Here is a 17,675-nt window from a genome sequence, read left to right on the forward strand (position 1 = left end):
CATTCTTGACAATGACAACGGGGCGACGCCAGGATTCACCACAGTCGTTCTAAAGAAAGTTGCCTCGCCGCAATGAGCAGCGCCCATGAGCGAAAGAAACAACCGGAAGTCGTCCGCCGCGCCTTGATCGATTGTGCCGCCACTCTGGCGATGGAGCGGGGGCTACAAGCGGTAACAGTGCAGGCCGTTGCAGCCGCCGCAGGTGTCACAAAAGGCGGCCTGTTTCATCATTTTGCGACCAAGGAGAAGTTAATCGAGGCGGTCTTCGACGCCCAGCTCGACATCTTCGGTGCCGCCGTCGAAGAGGCGCTACAGGATGATCATTCCAGTTACGGCTGCTTCACCCGCGCCTACGTCCGGGCGACTTTCAATCTCAGTGAACAAGACGATAGCCAGTGCGGCGGCGCTTTGGCGGTATCGATGATGACCGACCCGCTGTTGCGACCGCGCTGGTCGGCCAGGATGCGGGCATGGCTGACGAAGTATAAAAAGACCGACTCGGCACCCGCACTGGAGATCGTGCGTCTCGCCGCCGATGGCGCCTGGCTCGCCGACCTCAGCCACCTCGCCCCGGATCTTCGGATGGACCCAAAGAAGCTGCTGGCGCGACTGTTGGCAATGACTCGGAAAGACTGAGCGGGAAAGCTAAGGACCCGCGAGACGCACACGCTGCATCACGACCGATCACAACTCACTTGCCCAGACATCCGCAGACATGATCCGGCGCATCGACGGCATCCCGCGATCGTAGTTGTATCGCGTCCCGGGGACGCTACGTTCCGCCGTGTTCGGCGATTCCTGCGAGGAATGGCCGGGCCCAATGGAGAGATCAGATGACCAAGACCGGCGCCGCTTTGCTCGCGGCTGCGACCATCCTCACCCTGGCGGCGGCTCCGGCCTCGGCCCGCGATTTCCCCTACTGCCTGCAAGGCGGCGAATGGGGCTACCCGGGTAACTGCCAGTTCGACTCGTACCAGCAGTGCATGGTGACGGCTTCCGGCACCCGCGCCTACTGCGACATCAATCCGGTGGTAGCGTTCCGTGCGCAGCAGCAGGCCGCCGAGCCGCAAGACGTTCCACCGCCGCAACAGCCGCCGCGCAAGCGCCGGCACTAATCGGCTGCGCTTATTCCGCGCGCGCAACGGCCCGAAGCGCCAGCTACAAAAAACAACGGCGCCGCTTCTTCTCGGAAGCGACGCCGTAAAACTTTGATCAGGCCACCGACCTATTCGTCGCGATACACCTTTTCGCGCTTCTCATGGCGCTCCTGGGCTTCGACCGAGAGCGTCGCAATCGGGCGCGCCTCGAGCCGCTTGAGAGAGATCGGCTCGCCGGTCTCTTCGCAATAGCCGTAGGTGTTATCTTCGATACGTTGCAGTGCTGCGTCGATCTTGGCGATCAGCTTGCGTTGACGGTCGCGAGCGCGCAGCTCAATAGCGCGGTCGGTTTCGGAGGAGGCGCGATCAGCCAAGTCGGGATGATTGACGTTCTCTTCCTGTAGTGCCTGGAGCGTGAGTTTGGCTTCACGCAGGATCTCGTCCTTCCAAGCCAACAATTTGGCGCGAAAATAATCGCGCTGCCGCTCGTTCATGAACGGCTCTTTCTCGGATGGTCGATAGTCTTTCAACTTTTCCAAGGGCAATCCATGATCCACATCAGGCGGTAAACACCCCGCCTGCGCGGCAGCTTATATAGCGCTGGGTTGTGACAGACAATATCGTCCGCACCGATCGCACCGGAACGGCGGAATAGCTGGGGAACACGAATCGCAGGCTTAGGCTTGGCCGGCTTTGGCGAGTTCGACCTCGACCCGCAGCTCGATCTCCGCCAGTACCGCGTCGAGGCCGGGATCGCCGGAGGAGTTCTTCAGTTCGGCCGCCGCCGCGCGCAGCCGCGCCACCGTTGCACCGTCCAGCATCCCCGACAGCAGGCCGATCTTCAGATCGTCGAGCGCATCGAGCGCTGTCCGTCCGCGCTGCACTGAGCGCTTGCGGCGTTCGGTGGCATCCTCCACCCCCTGCATGGCGAGCAGCGCATCCAGCGCCGCCGGCGGCCGAGGCGCACTGATCGGCTTGGCTTCCGATTGCGTGGGAGCGGTGGGGAGCGAAAACGTGCTCGATCCGGAGCGCCGGACAGTGCCGGAGCCGGTCGATGTGGTGGTGCCGTTCGGACCGTAAATGCGCATCGTGTCTCTCGCCGTGTCCAGGCTCGCCTGCGGAACAGCTTACACCCAGGGCGGCAACAGGGCTGAGGCCCCCGACCCGCAGCAAACCGGTTTATGGTTAACGATGGGTAAACAGCCCGGCAAGAATTGCCGGTGACGGCAGTTTCGCCGCGGCTGGAACCCAAATGGAACTCCGGAGAGGGGAACTTCCCCTCGGAAAATCAACAAGTTGCTTCAGATTCGCGGGTGGCACAGGACTGGCAAGGAAAGACTGACCGCATCGTTCGCACCAGCGGCGATGGATCGACAGGAGCCGACAATGCCGCGCGTATCGACCCAACTCGTAAGGCTGGCTGCGGCGGCGCTGTGCGTGCTGCTCCTGTCGGGCGTGGGGGCCAATGCGACGTCGCGCATCAAGGACCTCGCCAATATCGAAGGCATCCGCCAGAACCAGCTGATCGGTTACGGCCTCGTGGTCGGCCTCAACGGCACCGGCGACACCCTCAACAACATCCCCTTCACCAAGCAGTCGCTGCAGGCGATGCTGGAACGTATGGGCGTCAACATCCGCGGCGCCACCATCCGCACCGGCAACGTCGCCGCCGTGATGGTCACCGGCAATCTGCCGCCGTTCGCCACCCAGGGCACCCGGATGGACGTCACCGTCTCGGCGCTGGGCGACGCCAAGAACCTGCAGGGCGGCACCCTGCTGGTCACCCCCCTGCTCGGCGCCGACGGCAACGTCTACGCGGTCGCCCAGGGTTCGCTGGCGATCGGCGGTTTCCAGGCCGAGGGCGAAGCCGCCAAGATTACCCGCGGCGTGCCGACGGTCGGCCGGATCGCCAATGGCGCCATCATCGAGCGCGAGATCGAATTCGCCCTGAACCGGCTGCCGAACGTGCGGCTTGCGCTGCGCAATGCCGACTTCACCACCGCCAAGCGGATCGCTGCCGCCGTCAACGACTACCTCGGCACCAAATGCGCCGAGCCGCTCGACCCGTCGACCGTCCAGCTTTCGATACCGGGCGAGTTCAAGGGCAACGCGGTGGCGCTGCTCACCGAAATCGAGCAGTTGCAGGTCGAACCGGACCAGGCCGCCAAGATCGTGATCGACGAACGTAGCGGTATCATAGTCATGGGTCGTGACGTCCGAGTCGCCACCGTGGCGGTGGCCCAGGGCAACCTGACGGTGTCGATCTCCGAAAGTCCGCAGGTGAGCCAGCCGAATCCGCTCGGCGGCGGCCGCACCGTCGTCACGCCGAATTCGCGGATCGGGGTCACCGAAGACGGCAAGAAGCTCGCCGTGGTCAAGGACGGCGTGTCGCTGCAGCAGCTGGTCGACGGCCTCAACAGCCTCGGCATCGGCCCGCGCGACCTGATCGGCATCCTGCAGGCGATCAAGGCCGCCGGTGCAATCGAAGCCGACATCGAGGTGATGTGATGACGATCGCCACGACCTACGGGCCGACCCTACCGACCTATAACGGGCGGCCCGACTTTGCCCTCGCCGAAGCGCTGTCGAAGGTGCCGGCGCAGGTCCAGGACAAGGCCCAGAAGACCGCCAAGGACTTCGAGGCGATGTTTCTCAACACCATGTTCTCGCAGATGACTTCCGGGCTGAAGGGCGAAGGACCGTTCGGCGACACCGTCGGTACCGGCGTTTGGCGTTCGATGCTGACCGAACAGCATTCGCAGATGGTCGCCAAGGCCGGTGGCGTCGGCATCGCCACCGACGTGTACCGCTCGCTGATCCTGCAACAGGCAGCCCGCTCCTAAGCGCAAAGGACGACGCCATGACCGCGATGCAACGCCCGCAAGCCCAGCCCGCCGCCGTTCAACCGGTGGCAACGCCCGCCGACGCGCGCAAGCTCGCCGAGGGCCTGATCACGCTGATGGATTCGCTGCTGAAGGTGATCGAACACGAGACCGAGCTGGTCCGTGCCGGCAAGATCGCCGAAGCGATGCGGCTCGAGGCCGACAAGACCGAAGGCACCAAGCGCTACATCAGCGCGATCACGCTGGTGCGCGCCAGCCAGCCCTACATGTCCAAAGCGACGCCGGACCTGCTCGCGACGCTGCACCGGCATCACGAAGTGTTCCGCGCGATGCTGCAGGTCAACCTGACCGTGCTCGCCACCGCGCATGCGGTGTCGGAAGGCATCGTGCGAGGCGTCAACGCCGAAGTGCAGAAGCGCAACGCGCCGCAGACCTACACCGCCTACGGCCGTCACACCGGTCCGAGCCCGCGCCAGCTGACGCCAATCGCAGTCAGCCGTTCGCTGTAACGCCTCCCCTCACGACGACCTTGCAGGCCCGACGCGCATTGGCGCGAGATGTTGCACGCCTGCGCGATGCAAAGCTTTCGATTTAAATCATCGGAATCTTTGCAGGAGGAATTTCAGAACTGTTTGCCACGATGCTCGAGGAGGTGTGGGATTGACCTGATGGAGGCCAGGAGGCTGACATGAGTATCGATTTCAACATCAAGCCGGTGGGGGCGCCGGTGATCACGCCGATCCTCAGGCCGGAGCCTGAGGCGGTGCAAGCGGCCGTACCGACCGATCTGCCGGCGCCACAAAGCGTCACGGCGGCAGACAGCGGATCGGCGACGACTGCCACCAAGTCCGGAAGCAACCCTGCGTCTTCGATCGCCCGCCAGGTGATCTTCGATCAGGCTGCGGCCGAGATGGTGTACGTGGCGGTCGATCAGAACACGCAGTCGGTGATCAGCCAGTATCCTGACTCCTGGCAGCTCAAGGCACGCGCTTACTTCCGCGAACTCGATCAATCGAAGCCGCAGCGCATCGGATCGCTCGCAACCGACCGCGTCGCCTGACGCCGAGTTGGAATGAGACCGGATCTCCCGGCCCGCCGGTTGCGGGCGCGGGCGCTTTGTGCTGCGCAGAGGAAATGATGTGAGCAGAGTGCGCGCACACCGCAACGGCCATTGCGTTACGGACGGCCGCTGAGACCCGCGGCGATGTTACGATTGATGTCGATCAGCGCCTGCAGGCGTTCGACTTCCGGCTTGATCTGCAAGGCGCTGGACTGGCTCATCACGAACACGCCGATGTTGGCGATGTTCTGCCGGATCTCGATCGACTGCGGATTGTCGTCGCGCATCGCCTCGGTGACGAAGATCGACCAAAGTTTGCGATTGAACAGCAGCGCTTCCTGAAGTCCGATCGCGCCCTTCTCGTCCCAGTTCGTGACGACGTCCTGCAATTGCTTAGCCGCCTTCAGCAGCGCCTGCGCTTCGATCTCGCGGGGAGATGCAGTTCTCTGCGCCGTTCTGGCGTAAGCTTGCGCGGCACTCGACATCGGCTACCTCGACAACAATTCTTCTTCACGCTTGATGAGGGGGCGCAGCTCTCTGAGTGCCTTATAGAGATTGCCGCTTAAGATATGATTACTGGTTGCTTCAATCGTTTCGCGGAAGCTCGGCACGGCTTCGATCAACTCTTTGATGAAACCTAGATACAAATCCTGATAAGCTGGGATGTCGTTCTGCAGATACATCATCTGCACGCAGAGATAGATTCGCTTCACCGGCGTGTTCGCAGTCTCCGCGGTGAGAATGTCCTTCTCGCGCAGAATCGGCGCATCGCCGTCGATCAGAAACGTGGTGCGGGTGTCGGAGTTGGTGATCACGCTCTGGCCGATCACGATCCGCTCGAACGGCTTCAATTCGACTCGCAGAGGCATCGCTTCTCCCTTCGCATATGGTCACGGGACCGAGATCGACTCATCCTCCAGCCCTTTTTCCTTATGCGCAGGGTTTGCGAATCGATCCAGTACAAACGCGCCGTACTTTCAGGGGAAAAATGCAACGGGAGATTGCACGGCGCCGAATCGCGCCGTCGCCCGGGACGTGGCCGCCCCGTGATCGCCGCCCCGGCGCGAGGCCGGGGCCGTTGCGATTACCGCAGCAATTGCAGGACGCTCTGCTGCGACTGGTTGGCCAGCGACAGCGCCGACACCGCGATCGATTGCCGGGTCGACAGCGCCTGACTGTTGGCCGCTTCTTCGTTGGTATCGGCGAGCGTCAGGTTCGCCGAGCCGGTCTGCAGCACGTTGATCAGGCTCTTGGCGAAGTTCTGGCGGATCTGCACGATCGACAGGTTTGAACCGTAGGACGACGCCTGCGAGCGCAGCGTGGTCGACGCGGTGTTGAGCGCAGCGAGCGTCTTGTTGGTCGCGGCGTTGTCGATGAAGTCGGTGCCGGCGACCAGCGTCGGCAGGCCGAGCGCGGCGGGCGTCAGCGCGGTGCCGACGATGGTCAGCGTCGAATTGCCGGTTTCGTTGAACACCAGCTTCAGCGTGTCGCCGTTCAGCAGGTTGACGCCGTTGAACGACGCGTCCTGCGACGTGGTGGTGATCTGCGCGATGACGTTGTTGTACTGCTCGACCAGCTTGGCGCGCGCCGCCTGCGAATTGAGATCGGCGACCGGCGGGTTCGGCGTGGTGAAGGTCAGCGTCGAGGTGATCGAGCCGCCGAGCACGCCGCCGTCCGCAGCCGAGCCGAGCGTCGACGACGCGTAGTCGTTGCTCGCCGAGATCATCAGCACGCCGTTGGCGTCGACCTGCGCGGTGAGGTTGTTCGGCGCAAGCGCGGCGTTGAGCTGCGCCAGCGTCTTCACCGTGCCGCCGGTACCGTCGCCGAACGTGACGCTGACCGGCGTGCCGCCCTTGAAGGCGGTGAAGGTCATGGTCTTGCCGGAGACGCCGCCGGCGCCGGAGGCGCGCGACGCCTGGAACACCGTCGAGGTGCCGGTGTTGCCGGCGAGGCCGAGCGCCAGCATGGCATTGCCGGTGCCACTGATGGTGAGGTCGGAGGCGCTGCCGGTCGAGATCTTGAGCGAGCCGCTCGACAGCGACGAATTGGCGGAGCCGAGCTGGGTCGTCAACGTCGCACCGGTCTGCGACAGCGTCGCGGTCTGGACGCCGGTGGCAAGGTCGATCGCTTTCAGAACGTCGGCGACGGTGCCGCCCTGCAGATAGACGGTCGAATTGCCGAGCCCGTCGGTCTCGACGTGGCCAGTCACGCCGGTGTGGGTCGCCGAGGCGAGCGGGACCGGCGCGTTCTTGAAGGTGATGGTCTTGCCGTTGACGGTGAGGATCGAGCCATCGTCGATCAGCGTGCCGATCGTGGAGGGGCCGGTGATACGCGGCGCGTCGAGCGTAGTCGGGCCGGAACCAGTCGAGGTGGTGAGATTGAGCGACTTTAGCAAGTCGGCCGGACCGGTGACGTGGAGGTCAGCGCCGGTCGAAGAATTCAGCGTAACCACGCCGGTACCGCTGATCGAGGATGGCGTACCGTTGGCCGTGAAGGTCGCAACGCCGCCCGAGATGTTGGCCGACTTGACGCCGCTGGCAAGATCGATCGACGTCAGCACGTCGCCGACGGTGGCGTTGGTGAAGGTGTTGCTGGTGCCGAGATAGATCGTCGAATTGCCCTGGGAGTCGGCAACGATGTTGCCGAGCACACCGGACCCGACCAGCAGGCCGGCCGGCGACGGCGGATCGGACGCCTTGAAGGTGATGGTCTTGCCGTTCACCGTCAACGTGGTGCCGTCGGCGATCGCAGCGCCCAGACCGCCCACCGTGTTGAACAGCTTGGTGCTGGCGGTGATCGGCGATGCGGCGCCAGTGCCGAGTGACGTAGACACCGGTGCGCTGAAGCCGAGCTTGGCCAGCACCGTGCCGCCCGAGGTGTCGGAGATCGACAGCGCGCGGTTGGTGCCGGTGTGCAGCTCGAGGTGGCCGCTGGCGTTGACCACCGACGGATTGCTGGTATTGCCGTTGATGGTGTCGACCGTGGCAAGCAGTGCGTTGATCGGCTGGTTGACGCCGATCGTATAGTTGCCGTTGCTGTCGACCGTCGGAGTGCCGGTGGCGGTAAAGGTGATGGTCTTGCCGTCGACGACCAGCACATCGCCGGCCTGCGGGCCGGTCGGGGTCGTGGTCAAACCGTTGGTGAGCGACGAGATCAGATCGGTGCCGGTCGCAGTCGCCGTCGCAGTCCCGGTGTAGAGCACACCGCCCGTCGAGGTCGCATCGGTCGGAACGTTCTTGGTGACCGCGGTGCCGGGCAGCGAGCCGATGGCGCCGCCCAGCGTGTCGGTCAGCGACACGCCGCTGGTGCCGCCGGCGGTGCCGTCATAGATCACGTTACTGGTCGCGATCGCGCTGGCGAAGGTCTGGGTGCCGCGCAGATCGTTCGGAGTGGCGCCCGCGATGGTCGCCGCAACGTTGGATTTAGTGGAGTAGCCGACGTTCGACTGCAGCGCCTGGTTGGCGATCGACTTGGCGGTGTCGATCAGCTTGTTGAGCGAGGTGATGCCGGTGTTGGCCGCCTGCAGGATCTGGACGCCGTTGCCGATGCCGTCGAGCAGGTTGTTGATGTCGCTGGCGCGGCTATCGAGCCCTGCTGCGGTGAAGAAATTAGTCGGATTGTCGAGCGCGGTGTTGACCTTCTTGCCGGAAGCAAGACGGTTCTGCGTCGTCGCCAACAGATCGGCAGTCGACTGCAGCGATAGCAGATTCTGGCGAACCGCTGCCGAGAGAACCACATCAGCCATGGTGCAAACCTTCCTGATCCGCGCTGGACGTCGACCTTCAGTCGCACGTCGCTGCTCGCGTCGAACGGTCGTTGCCGCTGCGACACTTGCCGGTTGTGTTTAGACGCCTGTTCTGGAGAGGGACCTCGGCTGCACGACACACGTGCGCACCGGATCAACGCGGCCGATTCTCGGCCTACCTTCTTCCTGAGCACCCGGGACTATGGCGGGGGCCATTTAAAATATGGTTAACAGCGTCTTAAGGGAAAAAAGGTCAATTAAATCAATAGATCGGGTGTTTGCCCGCGATAGCCCCTGCCCGGTTAGCGACCAATTTATTAACTGATTCGCTCATTCGGGCACCGGCGATCCGACACCACCAAGCCGACCCGTGGACCGGCACGGGATTCAGACGGCCGGTCCAGCATGGTTTATGAATTATTTACACGGCTGACGGAGGATCACCCGCCTACGGGTTCTCTGAGGTGCGTCACAGGGCCTGAGGAGCTACCATCACTCCGCCAGATTCGGATCCTTGAGATGCAGCCTGGACGCAGCAAGGCCATTCCCACCCGCAACACCTCCGACAAGGCTTACGAGCCCGCGCTGCTATTGATGCGCGCACGCGTGCTGCACCAGCAGGGCCAGCTCGACGAGGCCCGCTCCGCCTATAAGAAGGTGTTGAAGAAGGCGCCCGACAATTTCATGGCGCTGCACTTCTACGCGCTCGCCGAATATCAGAGCGGCAACGCCGAGCTCGGCATCAAGACGCTGAAGCGCGCGCTGCTGATCGATCCGAAGGCGGCGCAGGCCCACTCCGACATGGGCAGCATGCTGATCGCCGTCGGCCGCTACGACGACGCGCTCGTGTCGTGCGACAAAGCGATCGCAATCGATCCGACGCTGATGCTGGCCCACGCCAACCGCGGCCTCGCCCTCACCGGCCTTGCCCGCTATGAAGACGCGATCGCCAGCTACGACAAGGCGATCGAACTGACGCCGGATCGCGCCGACACCTGGAACGATCGCGGCAACGCGCTGCACAAGCTCGGACGCTATCCCGAGGCGCTGGCGAACTACGACAAGGCGATCGAGATCGATCCGCTCAACGACGTCGCCTTCATGAACCGCGCCGGAACCTATAAGGAGCTGAAGCAACTCGACAAGGCGCTGGCGAGCTACGATCGCGCGCTGTCGATCGGCAAGCGGCCGGTCGTCGCCGGCCTCGCCCGTGCCGAGACCCTGCTGTTCATGCGCAACGTCAAGGACGCGCTCGCGACCTGCACCGCCGTGCTCAAGATCGAGCCGAATTCGGTCATGGCGCTGACGCTGCTGGGCAACTGCATGGCCTCGCTCGGCGATGCCGAGACCGCGATCGCCTTGCATAGCCGCGCGCTGGAGCTGATGCCGAACTACGAAGCGGCGATCTCCAGCAAGATCTTCTCGATGGACTTCTGCGCCGGCATCGGCGTCGAGCCACAGCAGGAGGCCCGCAAGAGCTGGTGGACGCAAATCGGCGCACCGATCTATCGCGCCTGCGCAACGCCCCCCGTCAACGACCGCGATCCGGATCGGCGTCTGGTGGTCGGCTATGTGTCGGCCGACTTCCGTGCGCATTCGGCGGCATTCTCGTTCCGCCCGGTGATCGAACATCACGATCACAGCCAGTTCGAGGTGATCCTATATTCGGGCGTGGTGGTGCCGGACGATTCCACCCACACCTTCGAAGCAGCCGCCGACAAATGGCGGGATGCGACCCTGATGAGCGACCAGCAGCTCGCCGACCAGATCAAGCAGGACAAAGTCGATATCCTGGTCGACCTCTCCGGCCATTCCAGCGGCAACCGGCTACGCGTGTTCGCCCGCAAGCCGGCCCCGGTGCAAGTCACCGCCTGGGGCCATGCGACCGGCACCGGCCTGCCGGTGATGGACTATCTGCTCGGCGACCCGGTGGCGATCCCGGCCGAAGACCGCCATCTCTATGCCGAGGCGGTCTATGATCTGCCGTCGATCGTCATCATCGAGCCGCTGCCGCAGCAATGGAGCTCGGCGGAGCTGCCCTTCGACCGCAACGGCTACCTGACCTACGGCTCGCTGAACCGCATCTCCAAGATCTCCGACGCCGCGATCGACGTCTGGTCGCAGGTGCTCTCCGCATCACCGACCTCCCGGCTGATCCTGAAGGATCATCAGATCGACGACCCCGCGGTGCGACAGACGCTGCTGGAGAAGTTCGGCGCGCGCGGCATCGCGGCCAGCCGTATCACCCTGCTTGGCTCGAGCTCGCGTCAGGACCACCTCGAAACGCTCAAGCAGATCGATCTTTGCCTCGATCCGTTCCCCCAGGCTGGCGGTGTCTCGACCTGGGAAGCGTTGCACATGGGCGTGCCGGTGGTCAGCCGGCTCGGCCAAACCGTGCCCAGCCGGGTCGGCTGCGCGGTGCTGGCTGCGGCTGGCCTGCCCGACTTCGTCGCCACCGACGATGCGCGCTACATCGAGATTGCCAGCAAGCCTGATCTGGACCGGCTGCGCTTGATCCGCCGCGGCCTGCGCGATTTCATCATGCAGCGCTGCGGCCCGGCTGCCTACACCCGCGCGGTCGAAGACGCCTACCGGACGATGTGGAAGCGCTGGTGCGCCGCGCCGTTCGACGAAGCCAAGGACCGGGCGCTGCGCCGCGGGCGTTGAAGCCGCCTGCCGCTACACGCCCGCGCCGCCGCTGTGCTTCGGCGCCACACCGGGGACGAACGGCGCGATCAGCATTTCGCGCTTGATCAGTTCATCGTCGATCGACGGCAACTGGCTCTCCAGCGGCGCGCCGAACTTCAGCACCGGATACAGCTTCTGCCCCGGGTTGATTTCGACGTTGCAGAACACAGGCCCCTTCCGCGCATAGATCTCGCGGAGCCGTTCGGCGATATCGGCGCTGCGGCTGATCGTGACCACCGGCAGATCCATCGCCTCGGCGACTTTGCGGAAGTCCACGAACGACAATCCGCTCGGTGCATCGACGCCGACATAATGGCCGTCGAGCCAGGTCTCCAGCGTCTGCTTCTGGATGCCATGGCCATGATTGTTGAACAGCATCAGCCGCACCGGCAGTTCGTGTCGCTTCAGCAGCGCCAGCTCACCGAGCGACAGCATCAGGCCGCCGTCGCCGATGATGCAGGTGACGCTGCCCTTCGCCTGCACCGCGGCGCCGATCGATGCCGCCAGCGCGTAGCCCATCGCGGTGTTGTTCCAGTCCGAGATCAGCCGCTGGCCGCGCTTGATGCGAAAGCCGTTGCAGGTCCAGGTCAGGTTGCCGCCGGTGTCGACATAGATCAGCTCATCGGCCGGCGCCGCGTCGCTGAGCTTGTCGATGAAATCATAAGCGTCAACGAAGCCGGCATTGTCGGGCGCGGGGCCCGGTCGATCGTCCGGCAAGGCGATGCGCCAATGCGCGATCGTGTTCAGCCAAGCCTCGCGCGGCGGCGCCGCCTCGACTGCGGCGAGCAGCTTCGGCACGAATTCATCCAGTCGGGCCGCGATACGGGTCGCGATGCGGATGCCGCGATCATCGAACTTGTCCATCTCGCCGCGACTGGCATCGACCATCACGATCGTCGCCTCGCGCGCGAACGACGGCAGGATGCCGCCGGTGACGTTCTGCGACAGCCGGCTGCCGAGGCACAGGATCAGATCGGCGTTCTGCACCGTGAAGTTGCCGAGCCGCGGCCCATAGACGCCGAACGGCCCGACCCGCAGCGGATGATCAGCCGCGATCAGATCGGTGGCGGCCCAGGTGGTCAGCACCGGCATGCCGAGGCGATCGACGAGTTGATCGAGCGCGGCGCCGATCCGCGGTGTCGCAAGCCCACCACCGAGAACCAGCACGGGACGTTTCGCGCGCGCGATCAGCCGCAGCAGCGCCGCGATCTCCGCGTCGAGATCGCTCATTGCGGCTGCAGGCTCGGGCGTGAAACCCGGCAGCGCGTCGGGATCGATTTCGGCGCGCTGCAGATCGTCCGGCAGATCGATCAGCACCGAACCGGGCCGTCCCTCGAATGCGAGATGATACGCCTTCTCCAGATGATAGCGGATCGTGGTGGGATCAGAGATCTGCACCGCGTATTTAGTCACCGTGGCGAAAATCGAGGTGACGTCGGTCTCCTGAAAGCCGAGCTGACGGATCTGGTTCTTGCCCTTCAGCCGGTGCGTGGCGACCTGCCCGGTGATCATCAGCGTCGGCACCGAATCGTAATAGGCGCAGCACACGCCGGTCAGCAGGTTGGTGGCGCCGGGGCCAGAGGTTGTAATGGCGACGCCAAGCTTGCCGGTGGCACGCGCATAGCCGTCCGCCGCGATCGCAGCCGCCTGCTCGTGCTGCGGAAAGATCGGCGTGACGTCCGGATGGCGCTGCGCGGAGTCGAACATATGAACCGCGGCGCCACCGGAAATCCCGAACACATGGGTGACGCCGCGCCGCGCCAGGAAATCGATGACGTAGTCGGAGAGCTTCACGCGTGTCCTCCTTGCGCGGCCGATCAGTCGCCGTACCGGCGTAGCTTATAGATGTTCGGATCAGCGGCGAGCCGTTCCGTCAGCGCTGCACCGCCGCCACGCCAGGCATCGTGCACCACCGAGAAATTGCGCCCGCCGGTCGCTGTACGGCCGGCTTCGAACGCCCATTCGATGCAGCCGAAGATGTCTTCGTAGGACGTCCCCTGCGCGCCGCTGTCGAGAAATTCCAGCGTGCGGCGCAGATTGACGCCTGCGTCGTCACCGGCTTCGACGGTCTGGCGATGGATCTTGGTGTTGACCCAGCCGGTGCCGACCGCGATCGCGTGCACGTCTTGATACTCGTCGTCGAGCAGCTCGCACAGCTTCACCAGCATCACCTTGCCGAGGCAATAGGCCGAGTAGTTGCGGAACGGACCGTTGATGCCACCCCCGACCAGGAACGCGACCTTGGCGGTCGCGGCTTGCGCACGCAGCGGATACAGCGCGTGCAGCAGCCGCATCTGTGCCACCGAATTCAGCGACAGCGACGCCGCCCACGCCTCGAAATCACGGCCGAAGAAATCGCCGATCGGCGACAACTGTCCCGCGGCGCTGATCAGCCGTTCCCACGGCTTGCCGAGCGCCGCGATCTCTGCCGCCGCGCTCCGCACGCTGCTGGCATCGGTCAGATCGCAATGCACCAGATGAATGCCGGCGTCGGCCTGCAACTCGCTCAAATTCTCGCTCGACCGATACGTGCCGATGACATCGTAGCCCTGCGCGCGATAGAGCTGCGCCAGCCGGACGCCGATGTCACTGGAGATCGCCGCGATGATGACGCTGCCGCTCATCGCTGGCCACCATAGGTCTTTGCCGCAGCCTGGGCGAAGGCTTGGGCAAGAGCGCCGTTGTTGTCGGCCATCAGGCCATACCAGGGATCGTCGGTCGTCATTGCGAGCGAAGCGAAGCAATCCAGGGGCTTCACTGCGCGGCGAAGGATTGCTTCGTCGCGGAGCCTGCGCTCGGACGGCGCAAAGCGCCGATCCGGGTGCTCCTCGCAATGACCGGGAAAGGCTGCGGACAACAACGCCAGCGGAAAGTCGAGCTGCGCCAGCGCCAGGCTCGCCGGATTGCCGATATCACGGTGATAGCTGCCGTTGTGGAACGCGAAGATCCGCCCCATGAAGACGGGTAGAACTTCGGTCGAGAAATCGACCACCGGCTTGCCGAGCGAGGCGATGAAGTCGATCACCTCGGGCTCGACGATATACACCGCGGCGTTGGCGAGATTGCCCTTGGGATGCTGCGGCTTCTCGTCCATCTCCAGCACGCGGCCCGCCGAGTCGAGCGTGAGGATGCCGCAGCTCCGAGGCTGGTCGGTGACGAAGCTCATCATCGTCATCACCGTATCGGCGGGACGTCCCGCATGGGCGGCGAGGAAGGCGCGCGGATCGAACAGGCTGAGATTATCGGCATGGGCGAACAGCGTCGGCCCTCCCGTGAAGCGCTCGCGGTGCCGCAACAGCGTGCCGGCGGTGCCGAGCAGAGTCTCCTCAGGTGCAAGCACGACTTGGTCCGCCCACGGACTGCGGCGGATGTACTCGCTCACGAGATCGGCGTGGTGATGCAGATTGACGACAATCTCCGAAAACCCGGCCTCGCTCAGCATCTGCAACCATAGCCCGAGCAGCGGCCGCCCGGCGATCGGCATCAGGCACTTCGGCAGCACGTCGGTGAGCGGCGCCAGCCGCGTGCCGAGGCCGGCCGCGACCAGCAGCGCCTTGGCGCTGCCGCTCACGTGTCGAGCTCCCGGATGATATCGCGGGCGGTGACCGGGATGTTGCCAATCCGGCCGACCTGGCAGGCGGCAGCGATCGAGGCCAAGTACGCGCTGCGCCAAATGTCGGTGCCGATCGCCAGCGCCAGCGCGGCGCAGACGAAGAACGAGTCGCCGGCGCCCGCCGCGTCCTTCGGCGCGGTGTTGAACGCCGGCAGCCGATCGGTCACCACCGTGCCGGCGCTGCCGGTTTCGGCGTGCACCAACAGGCCCTCCGCTGCCAGCGTCAGGATCACGTTCTTGGCGCGTGCCTTTTCGCGCAAGGCTTCGACCAGCACGACGAGACCGGAATCGAAATCGCGCATCGCCAGCCGCGCTTCGCGCTCGGTCGGCTTGATCAGCAGCATCTCGGTGAACCGCGAGATATCGCCGACCTGCGACGACGATTGGCTGTCCGCCACCATCGGCACCCCTCGGGCGCGGCACGCCTGCCCGATCGCCTCGACCAGCCGAGACGGCAGGCAGCCGTAATTGAAATCGGAGAACACCACCAGATCAGTCGTCGGCAACCGGTGCTCGATCGTCTCCAGCATCCGCGTCTGCAGATCGGCATCGACGTCGTGCTGCTTGAGATGGCTGACGCGCAGCAGAGTCTTGTTGCCGGCGCGGAACCGCTGCTTCGTCGTGGTCGGCCGGCTCTCGTCGGTGAGGATCGTGGCGTCGACATTGTAGGAGGCCAGCCGCTCTCGGGCGAAGTCCGCCATCGCGTCGCCGCCGCCGACGGTGAGCAGGCCGACCTGCGCACCCATGCCGGCCGCATGACCGGCGACAATGCCGGCGCCGCCGACGAACAGTTCGCGCAGCACCGGCGTCACCACGATGGTCGGATCTTCCTGCGACAGGCCGAGCGGATCGCAGGCGATGTATTCGTCGACGATCAGATCGCCGATCACCAGCACGCGCAGCTTGGGAAATCCCGCCAGCACGTTCTTCAGGTCGGCCAGTTCGAAGCGATGCCGACGCGGATAGTCGAGCGGCTTGACGATCGACGACGGATTGAATTCGCGGAACTCGCGCTTGATCAGATCGAGAGACGAGAACGCAACCTCACCGGACGAGAACACCAGGCGGCCGCCATAACCGTCGAGCACTGCCTTTTCGGGATTGTCGGCGCCCTCGTGCTCCTTGCCTTTCACAACGACATTCGGCTTCAGCGCCGCGATGAAATCCTCCGCAGCATCGTGCAGCAGGAAGGCGTGGTCAACCACGCCGATGGCACGCACGCCTTCGAGCCGCAGCTCGGCCGGCAGCATCCAATCGTAGCCCGTTTCGGCGGTGACGCCGACCACCAGATAGTCGCCGCAATCGGCGGCGAATTTCAGAAGCCGCAGATGGCCGGGATGAACGATGTTGAAATTGCCGGCGACGAACACGATGCTGCGCCGACGACCCGCTTTTTTCCGGATCTCCGCGAGCTCGGTACTGGTCTCGGGATGCAGCATCGGCGTCACCTCAGCGACGGATCGATTTCGATCAGCGGGCGCACGCTGCGGCGATACTCCAGATCGTCGAGCGCCTCGTTGATCTCGTCGAGCGAATAGCGGCGGGTGAACATCGCATCGAGCGGCAGCTTGCCGTCGCGGTACAGCCCCGCCAGCAATTCGATGTCGCGCTCCGGCTTGCTGTCACCACCCCAGGTGCCGAGGATCCGCTTGCCGCAGATCAGTTCGAACGGATCGAGCGCGATCTTCTCGCCGCTCCGCGGATGCGAGGCGAACACGCACAGCCCGCCGAACCGCCGCGTCGCGTCGAACGCTTGCTCGATGACGCGGGTGAGGCCAGCGGACTCGATCGCGATATCGACGCCGAGGCCACCGGTGAGCTTTCGGATATCCTCGACCGGATCGCTGCGCGACGCATCGATCACCGTGGTGGCGCCGAGTTCGGCCGCCATCTTCAGCTTGGCGGGCTCGACATCGACCGCGATCACCTGCTTGCAGGCAAACAGCTTGCAGGCCATCAGCGCCGCAAGCCCGATACCGCCGAGACCGAAGATCGCCAGCGTGCTGCCAGCTTGCGGTTTGGCGATGTTGATGACGATGCCGGCGCCGACCGGCAGCGCACAGCCGAACAGCACCGCAACGTCCATCGGCAGCCCGGCCGGCAACGGCGTGACGCGGTTCTCCGCAACAACGGCATATTCGTTGAATGTCGTCACCGCGCCGGCGTTGATGACCCGTTCTCCGCTGGCGTAGCGCACGCCCTGGGTGTCGGCGCCCTGCCCCTTGATCCAGCCGAGAATGACACGGTCGCCACGCTTCACCTTGGTGACGCCCGCGCCGGTCTCGACGACGACGCCCGAGCCTTCGTGGCCGAGCATATGCGGCAGATAGCGATCCGGCCCGCGTCCGCCGCGCGCTTCCATCACCTGACTGTGGCAGACACCGGAGTAAGCCAGCTTGACCAGGACCTGCCCCGCTGCGAGCGACGGCGCCTCGACCGTCTCGATCCGCAGCGGCTGATCGAGTTCATGCAGCACCGCCGCCCGGAAGGTCACAGACATGATGGCCTCCGCTGTGCAGACGCCCACACCATCCCCGTCATTGCGAGCGAAGCGAAGCAATCCATAGCGTCATGCCCGGCGCTGGATTGCTTCGTCGCTTCGCTCGCAATGACGTTGAGAGCCGGTGCC

At 64.6% G+C, this 17,675-nt stretch carries 17 protein-coding genes; 7 read left to right on the top strand and 10 right to left on the bottom strand.

Annotation, left to right across the window (positions count from 1 at the left end; translation table 11 throughout):
- Positions 1–72: 72 nt before the first annotated feature.
- Positions 73–636 (top strand): TetR family transcriptional regulator, encoded by a 564-nt coding sequence (locus tag RPPS3_RS19915; RefSeq protein WP_107345610.1) that lies wholly within the window; start codon positions 73–75, stop codon positions 634–636.
- Positions 637–833: 197 nt separating this feature from the next.
- A complete protein-coding gene (locus RPPS3_RS19920; protein WP_107345611.1) occupies positions 834–1,115 on the top strand; it encodes a DUF3551 domain-containing protein in 282 nt (93 codons plus the stop codon).
- Between the two features lie 110 nt (positions 1,116–1,225).
- Here the strand turns inward: RPPS3_RS19920 and dksA are convergent, their stop codons facing one another.
- A complete protein-coding gene (gene dksA / locus RPPS3_RS19925) occupies positions 1,226–1,636 on the bottom strand; it encodes an RNA polymerase-binding protein DksA (protein ID WP_107345612.1) in 411 nt (136 codons plus the stop codon).
- Between the two features lie 138 nt (positions 1,637–1,774).
- A complete protein-coding gene (locus tag RPPS3_RS19930; protein WP_011159444.1) occupies positions 1,775–2,185 on the bottom strand; it encodes a flagellar assembly protein FliX in 411 nt (136 codons plus the stop codon).
- Positions 2,186–2,483: 298 nt separating this feature from the next.
- On the opposite strand from RPPS3_RS19930, the gene RPPS3_RS19935 reads away from it, so the two are divergent.
- The 4 genes from RPPS3_RS19935 to RPPS3_RS19950 all read left to right on the top strand — a co-directional run bounded on the left by RPPS3_RS19935 (position 2,484) and on the right by RPPS3_RS19950 (position 5,000).
- Positions 2,484–3,605, top strand: a complete 1,122-nt coding sequence (locus RPPS3_RS19935) for a flagellar basal body P-ring protein FlgI (RefSeq protein ID WP_107345613.1) — start codon at positions 2,484–2,486, stop codon at positions 3,603–3,605.
- Positions 3,605–3,940 carry a flagellar assembly peptidoglycan hydrolase FlgJ gene (gene flgJ, locus RPPS3_RS19940; protein WP_107345614.1) on the top strand — a complete coding sequence of 112 codons (336 nt, stop codon included), beginning with the start codon at positions 3,605–3,607 and terminating at the stop codon, positions 3,938–3,940. Before RPPS3_RS19935 ends, flgJ begins: the two co-directional genes overlap by 1 nt.
- 17 nt (positions 3,941–3,957) lie before the next feature.
- On the top strand, positions 3,958–4,449 hold the full coding sequence (locus RPPS3_RS19945) for a hypothetical protein (protein WP_107345615.1): 492 nt from the start codon (positions 3,958–3,960) through the stop codon (positions 4,447–4,449).
- 179 nt (positions 4,450–4,628) lie between these two features.
- Positions 4,629–5,000: a hypothetical protein gene (locus RPPS3_RS19950; protein WP_107345616.1), complete on the top strand. Its 372-nt coding sequence runs from the start codon at positions 4,629–4,631 to the stop codon at positions 4,998–5,000.
- A 116-nt stretch (positions 5,001–5,116) separates the two neighbouring features.
- On the opposite strand, the gene flaF is transcribed toward RPPS3_RS19950, so the two are convergent.
- From flaF to RPPS3_RS19965, 3 genes are all read right to left on the bottom strand, one after another.
- On the bottom strand, positions 5,117–5,485 hold the full coding sequence (gene flaF, locus RPPS3_RS19955; RefSeq protein WP_107345617.1) for a flagellar biosynthesis regulator FlaF: 369 nt from the start codon (positions 5,483–5,485) through the stop codon (positions 5,117–5,119).
- 3 nt (positions 5,486–5,488) lie between these two features.
- Complete coding sequence (gene flbT, locus RPPS3_RS19960) at positions 5,489–5,869, bottom strand: flagellar biosynthesis repressor FlbT (protein WP_011159450.1); 381 nt, start codon at positions 5,867–5,869, stop codon at positions 5,489–5,491.
- Positions 5,870–6,084: 215 nt separating this feature from the next.
- Positions 6,085–8,745: a DUF1522 domain-containing protein gene (locus tag RPPS3_RS19965; protein ID WP_107345618.1), complete on the bottom strand. Its 2,661-nt coding sequence runs from the start codon at positions 8,743–8,745 to the stop codon at positions 6,085–6,087.
- Positions 8,746–9,264: 519 nt separating this feature from the next.
- Between RPPS3_RS19965 and RPPS3_RS19970 the strand changes: the two genes are divergently transcribed.
- Entirely contained in the window at positions 9,265–11,412 is a 2,148-nt protein-coding gene (locus RPPS3_RS19970) for a tetratricopeptide repeat protein (RefSeq protein WP_107345619.1), read from the top strand.
- Between the two features lie 12 nt (positions 11,413–11,424).
- On the opposite strand, the gene RPPS3_RS19975 is transcribed toward RPPS3_RS19970, so the two are convergent.
- The 5 genes from RPPS3_RS19975 to RPPS3_RS19995 are packed head-to-tail and all read right to left on the bottom strand — an operon-like array spanning position 11,425 to position 17,546.
- Positions 11,425–13,227 (bottom strand): thiamine pyrophosphate-binding protein, encoded by a 1,803-nt coding sequence (locus RPPS3_RS19975; RefSeq protein WP_107345620.1) that lies wholly within the window; start codon positions 13,225–13,227, stop codon positions 11,425–11,427.
- Between the two features lie 23 nt (positions 13,228–13,250).
- Positions 13,251–14,057, bottom strand: a complete 807-nt coding sequence (locus RPPS3_RS19980) for an SDR family NAD(P)-dependent oxidoreductase (protein ID WP_107345621.1) — start codon at positions 14,055–14,057, stop codon at positions 13,251–13,253.
- A complete protein-coding gene (locus RPPS3_RS19985; protein ID WP_107345622.1) occupies positions 14,054–15,004 on the bottom strand; it encodes a nucleotidyltransferase family protein in 951 nt (316 codons plus the stop codon). The genes RPPS3_RS19980 and RPPS3_RS19985 overlap by 4 nt, the downstream gene beginning before the upstream one ends.
- Positions 15,001–16,485, bottom strand: a complete 1,485-nt coding sequence (locus tag RPPS3_RS19990; protein ID WP_107346694.1) for a PfkB family carbohydrate kinase — start codon at positions 16,483–16,485, stop codon at positions 15,001–15,003. Before RPPS3_RS19990 ends, RPPS3_RS19985 begins: the two co-directional genes overlap by 4 nt.
- A 5-nt stretch (positions 16,486–16,490) precedes the next feature.
- Positions 16,491–17,546, bottom strand: coding sequence for a zinc-binding dehydrogenase (locus tag RPPS3_RS19995; protein WP_107346695.1), 1,056 nt, complete (start codon positions 17,544–17,546; stop codon positions 16,491–16,493).
- Positions 17,547–17,675: the final 129 nt, after the last annotated feature.

The sequence above is a fragment of the Rhodopseudomonas palustris genome (assembly GCF_003031265.1).
Taxonomy (GTDB): Bacteria; Pseudomonadota; Alphaproteobacteria; order Rhizobiales; family Xanthobacteraceae; genus Rhodopseudomonas; species Rhodopseudomonas palustris_H.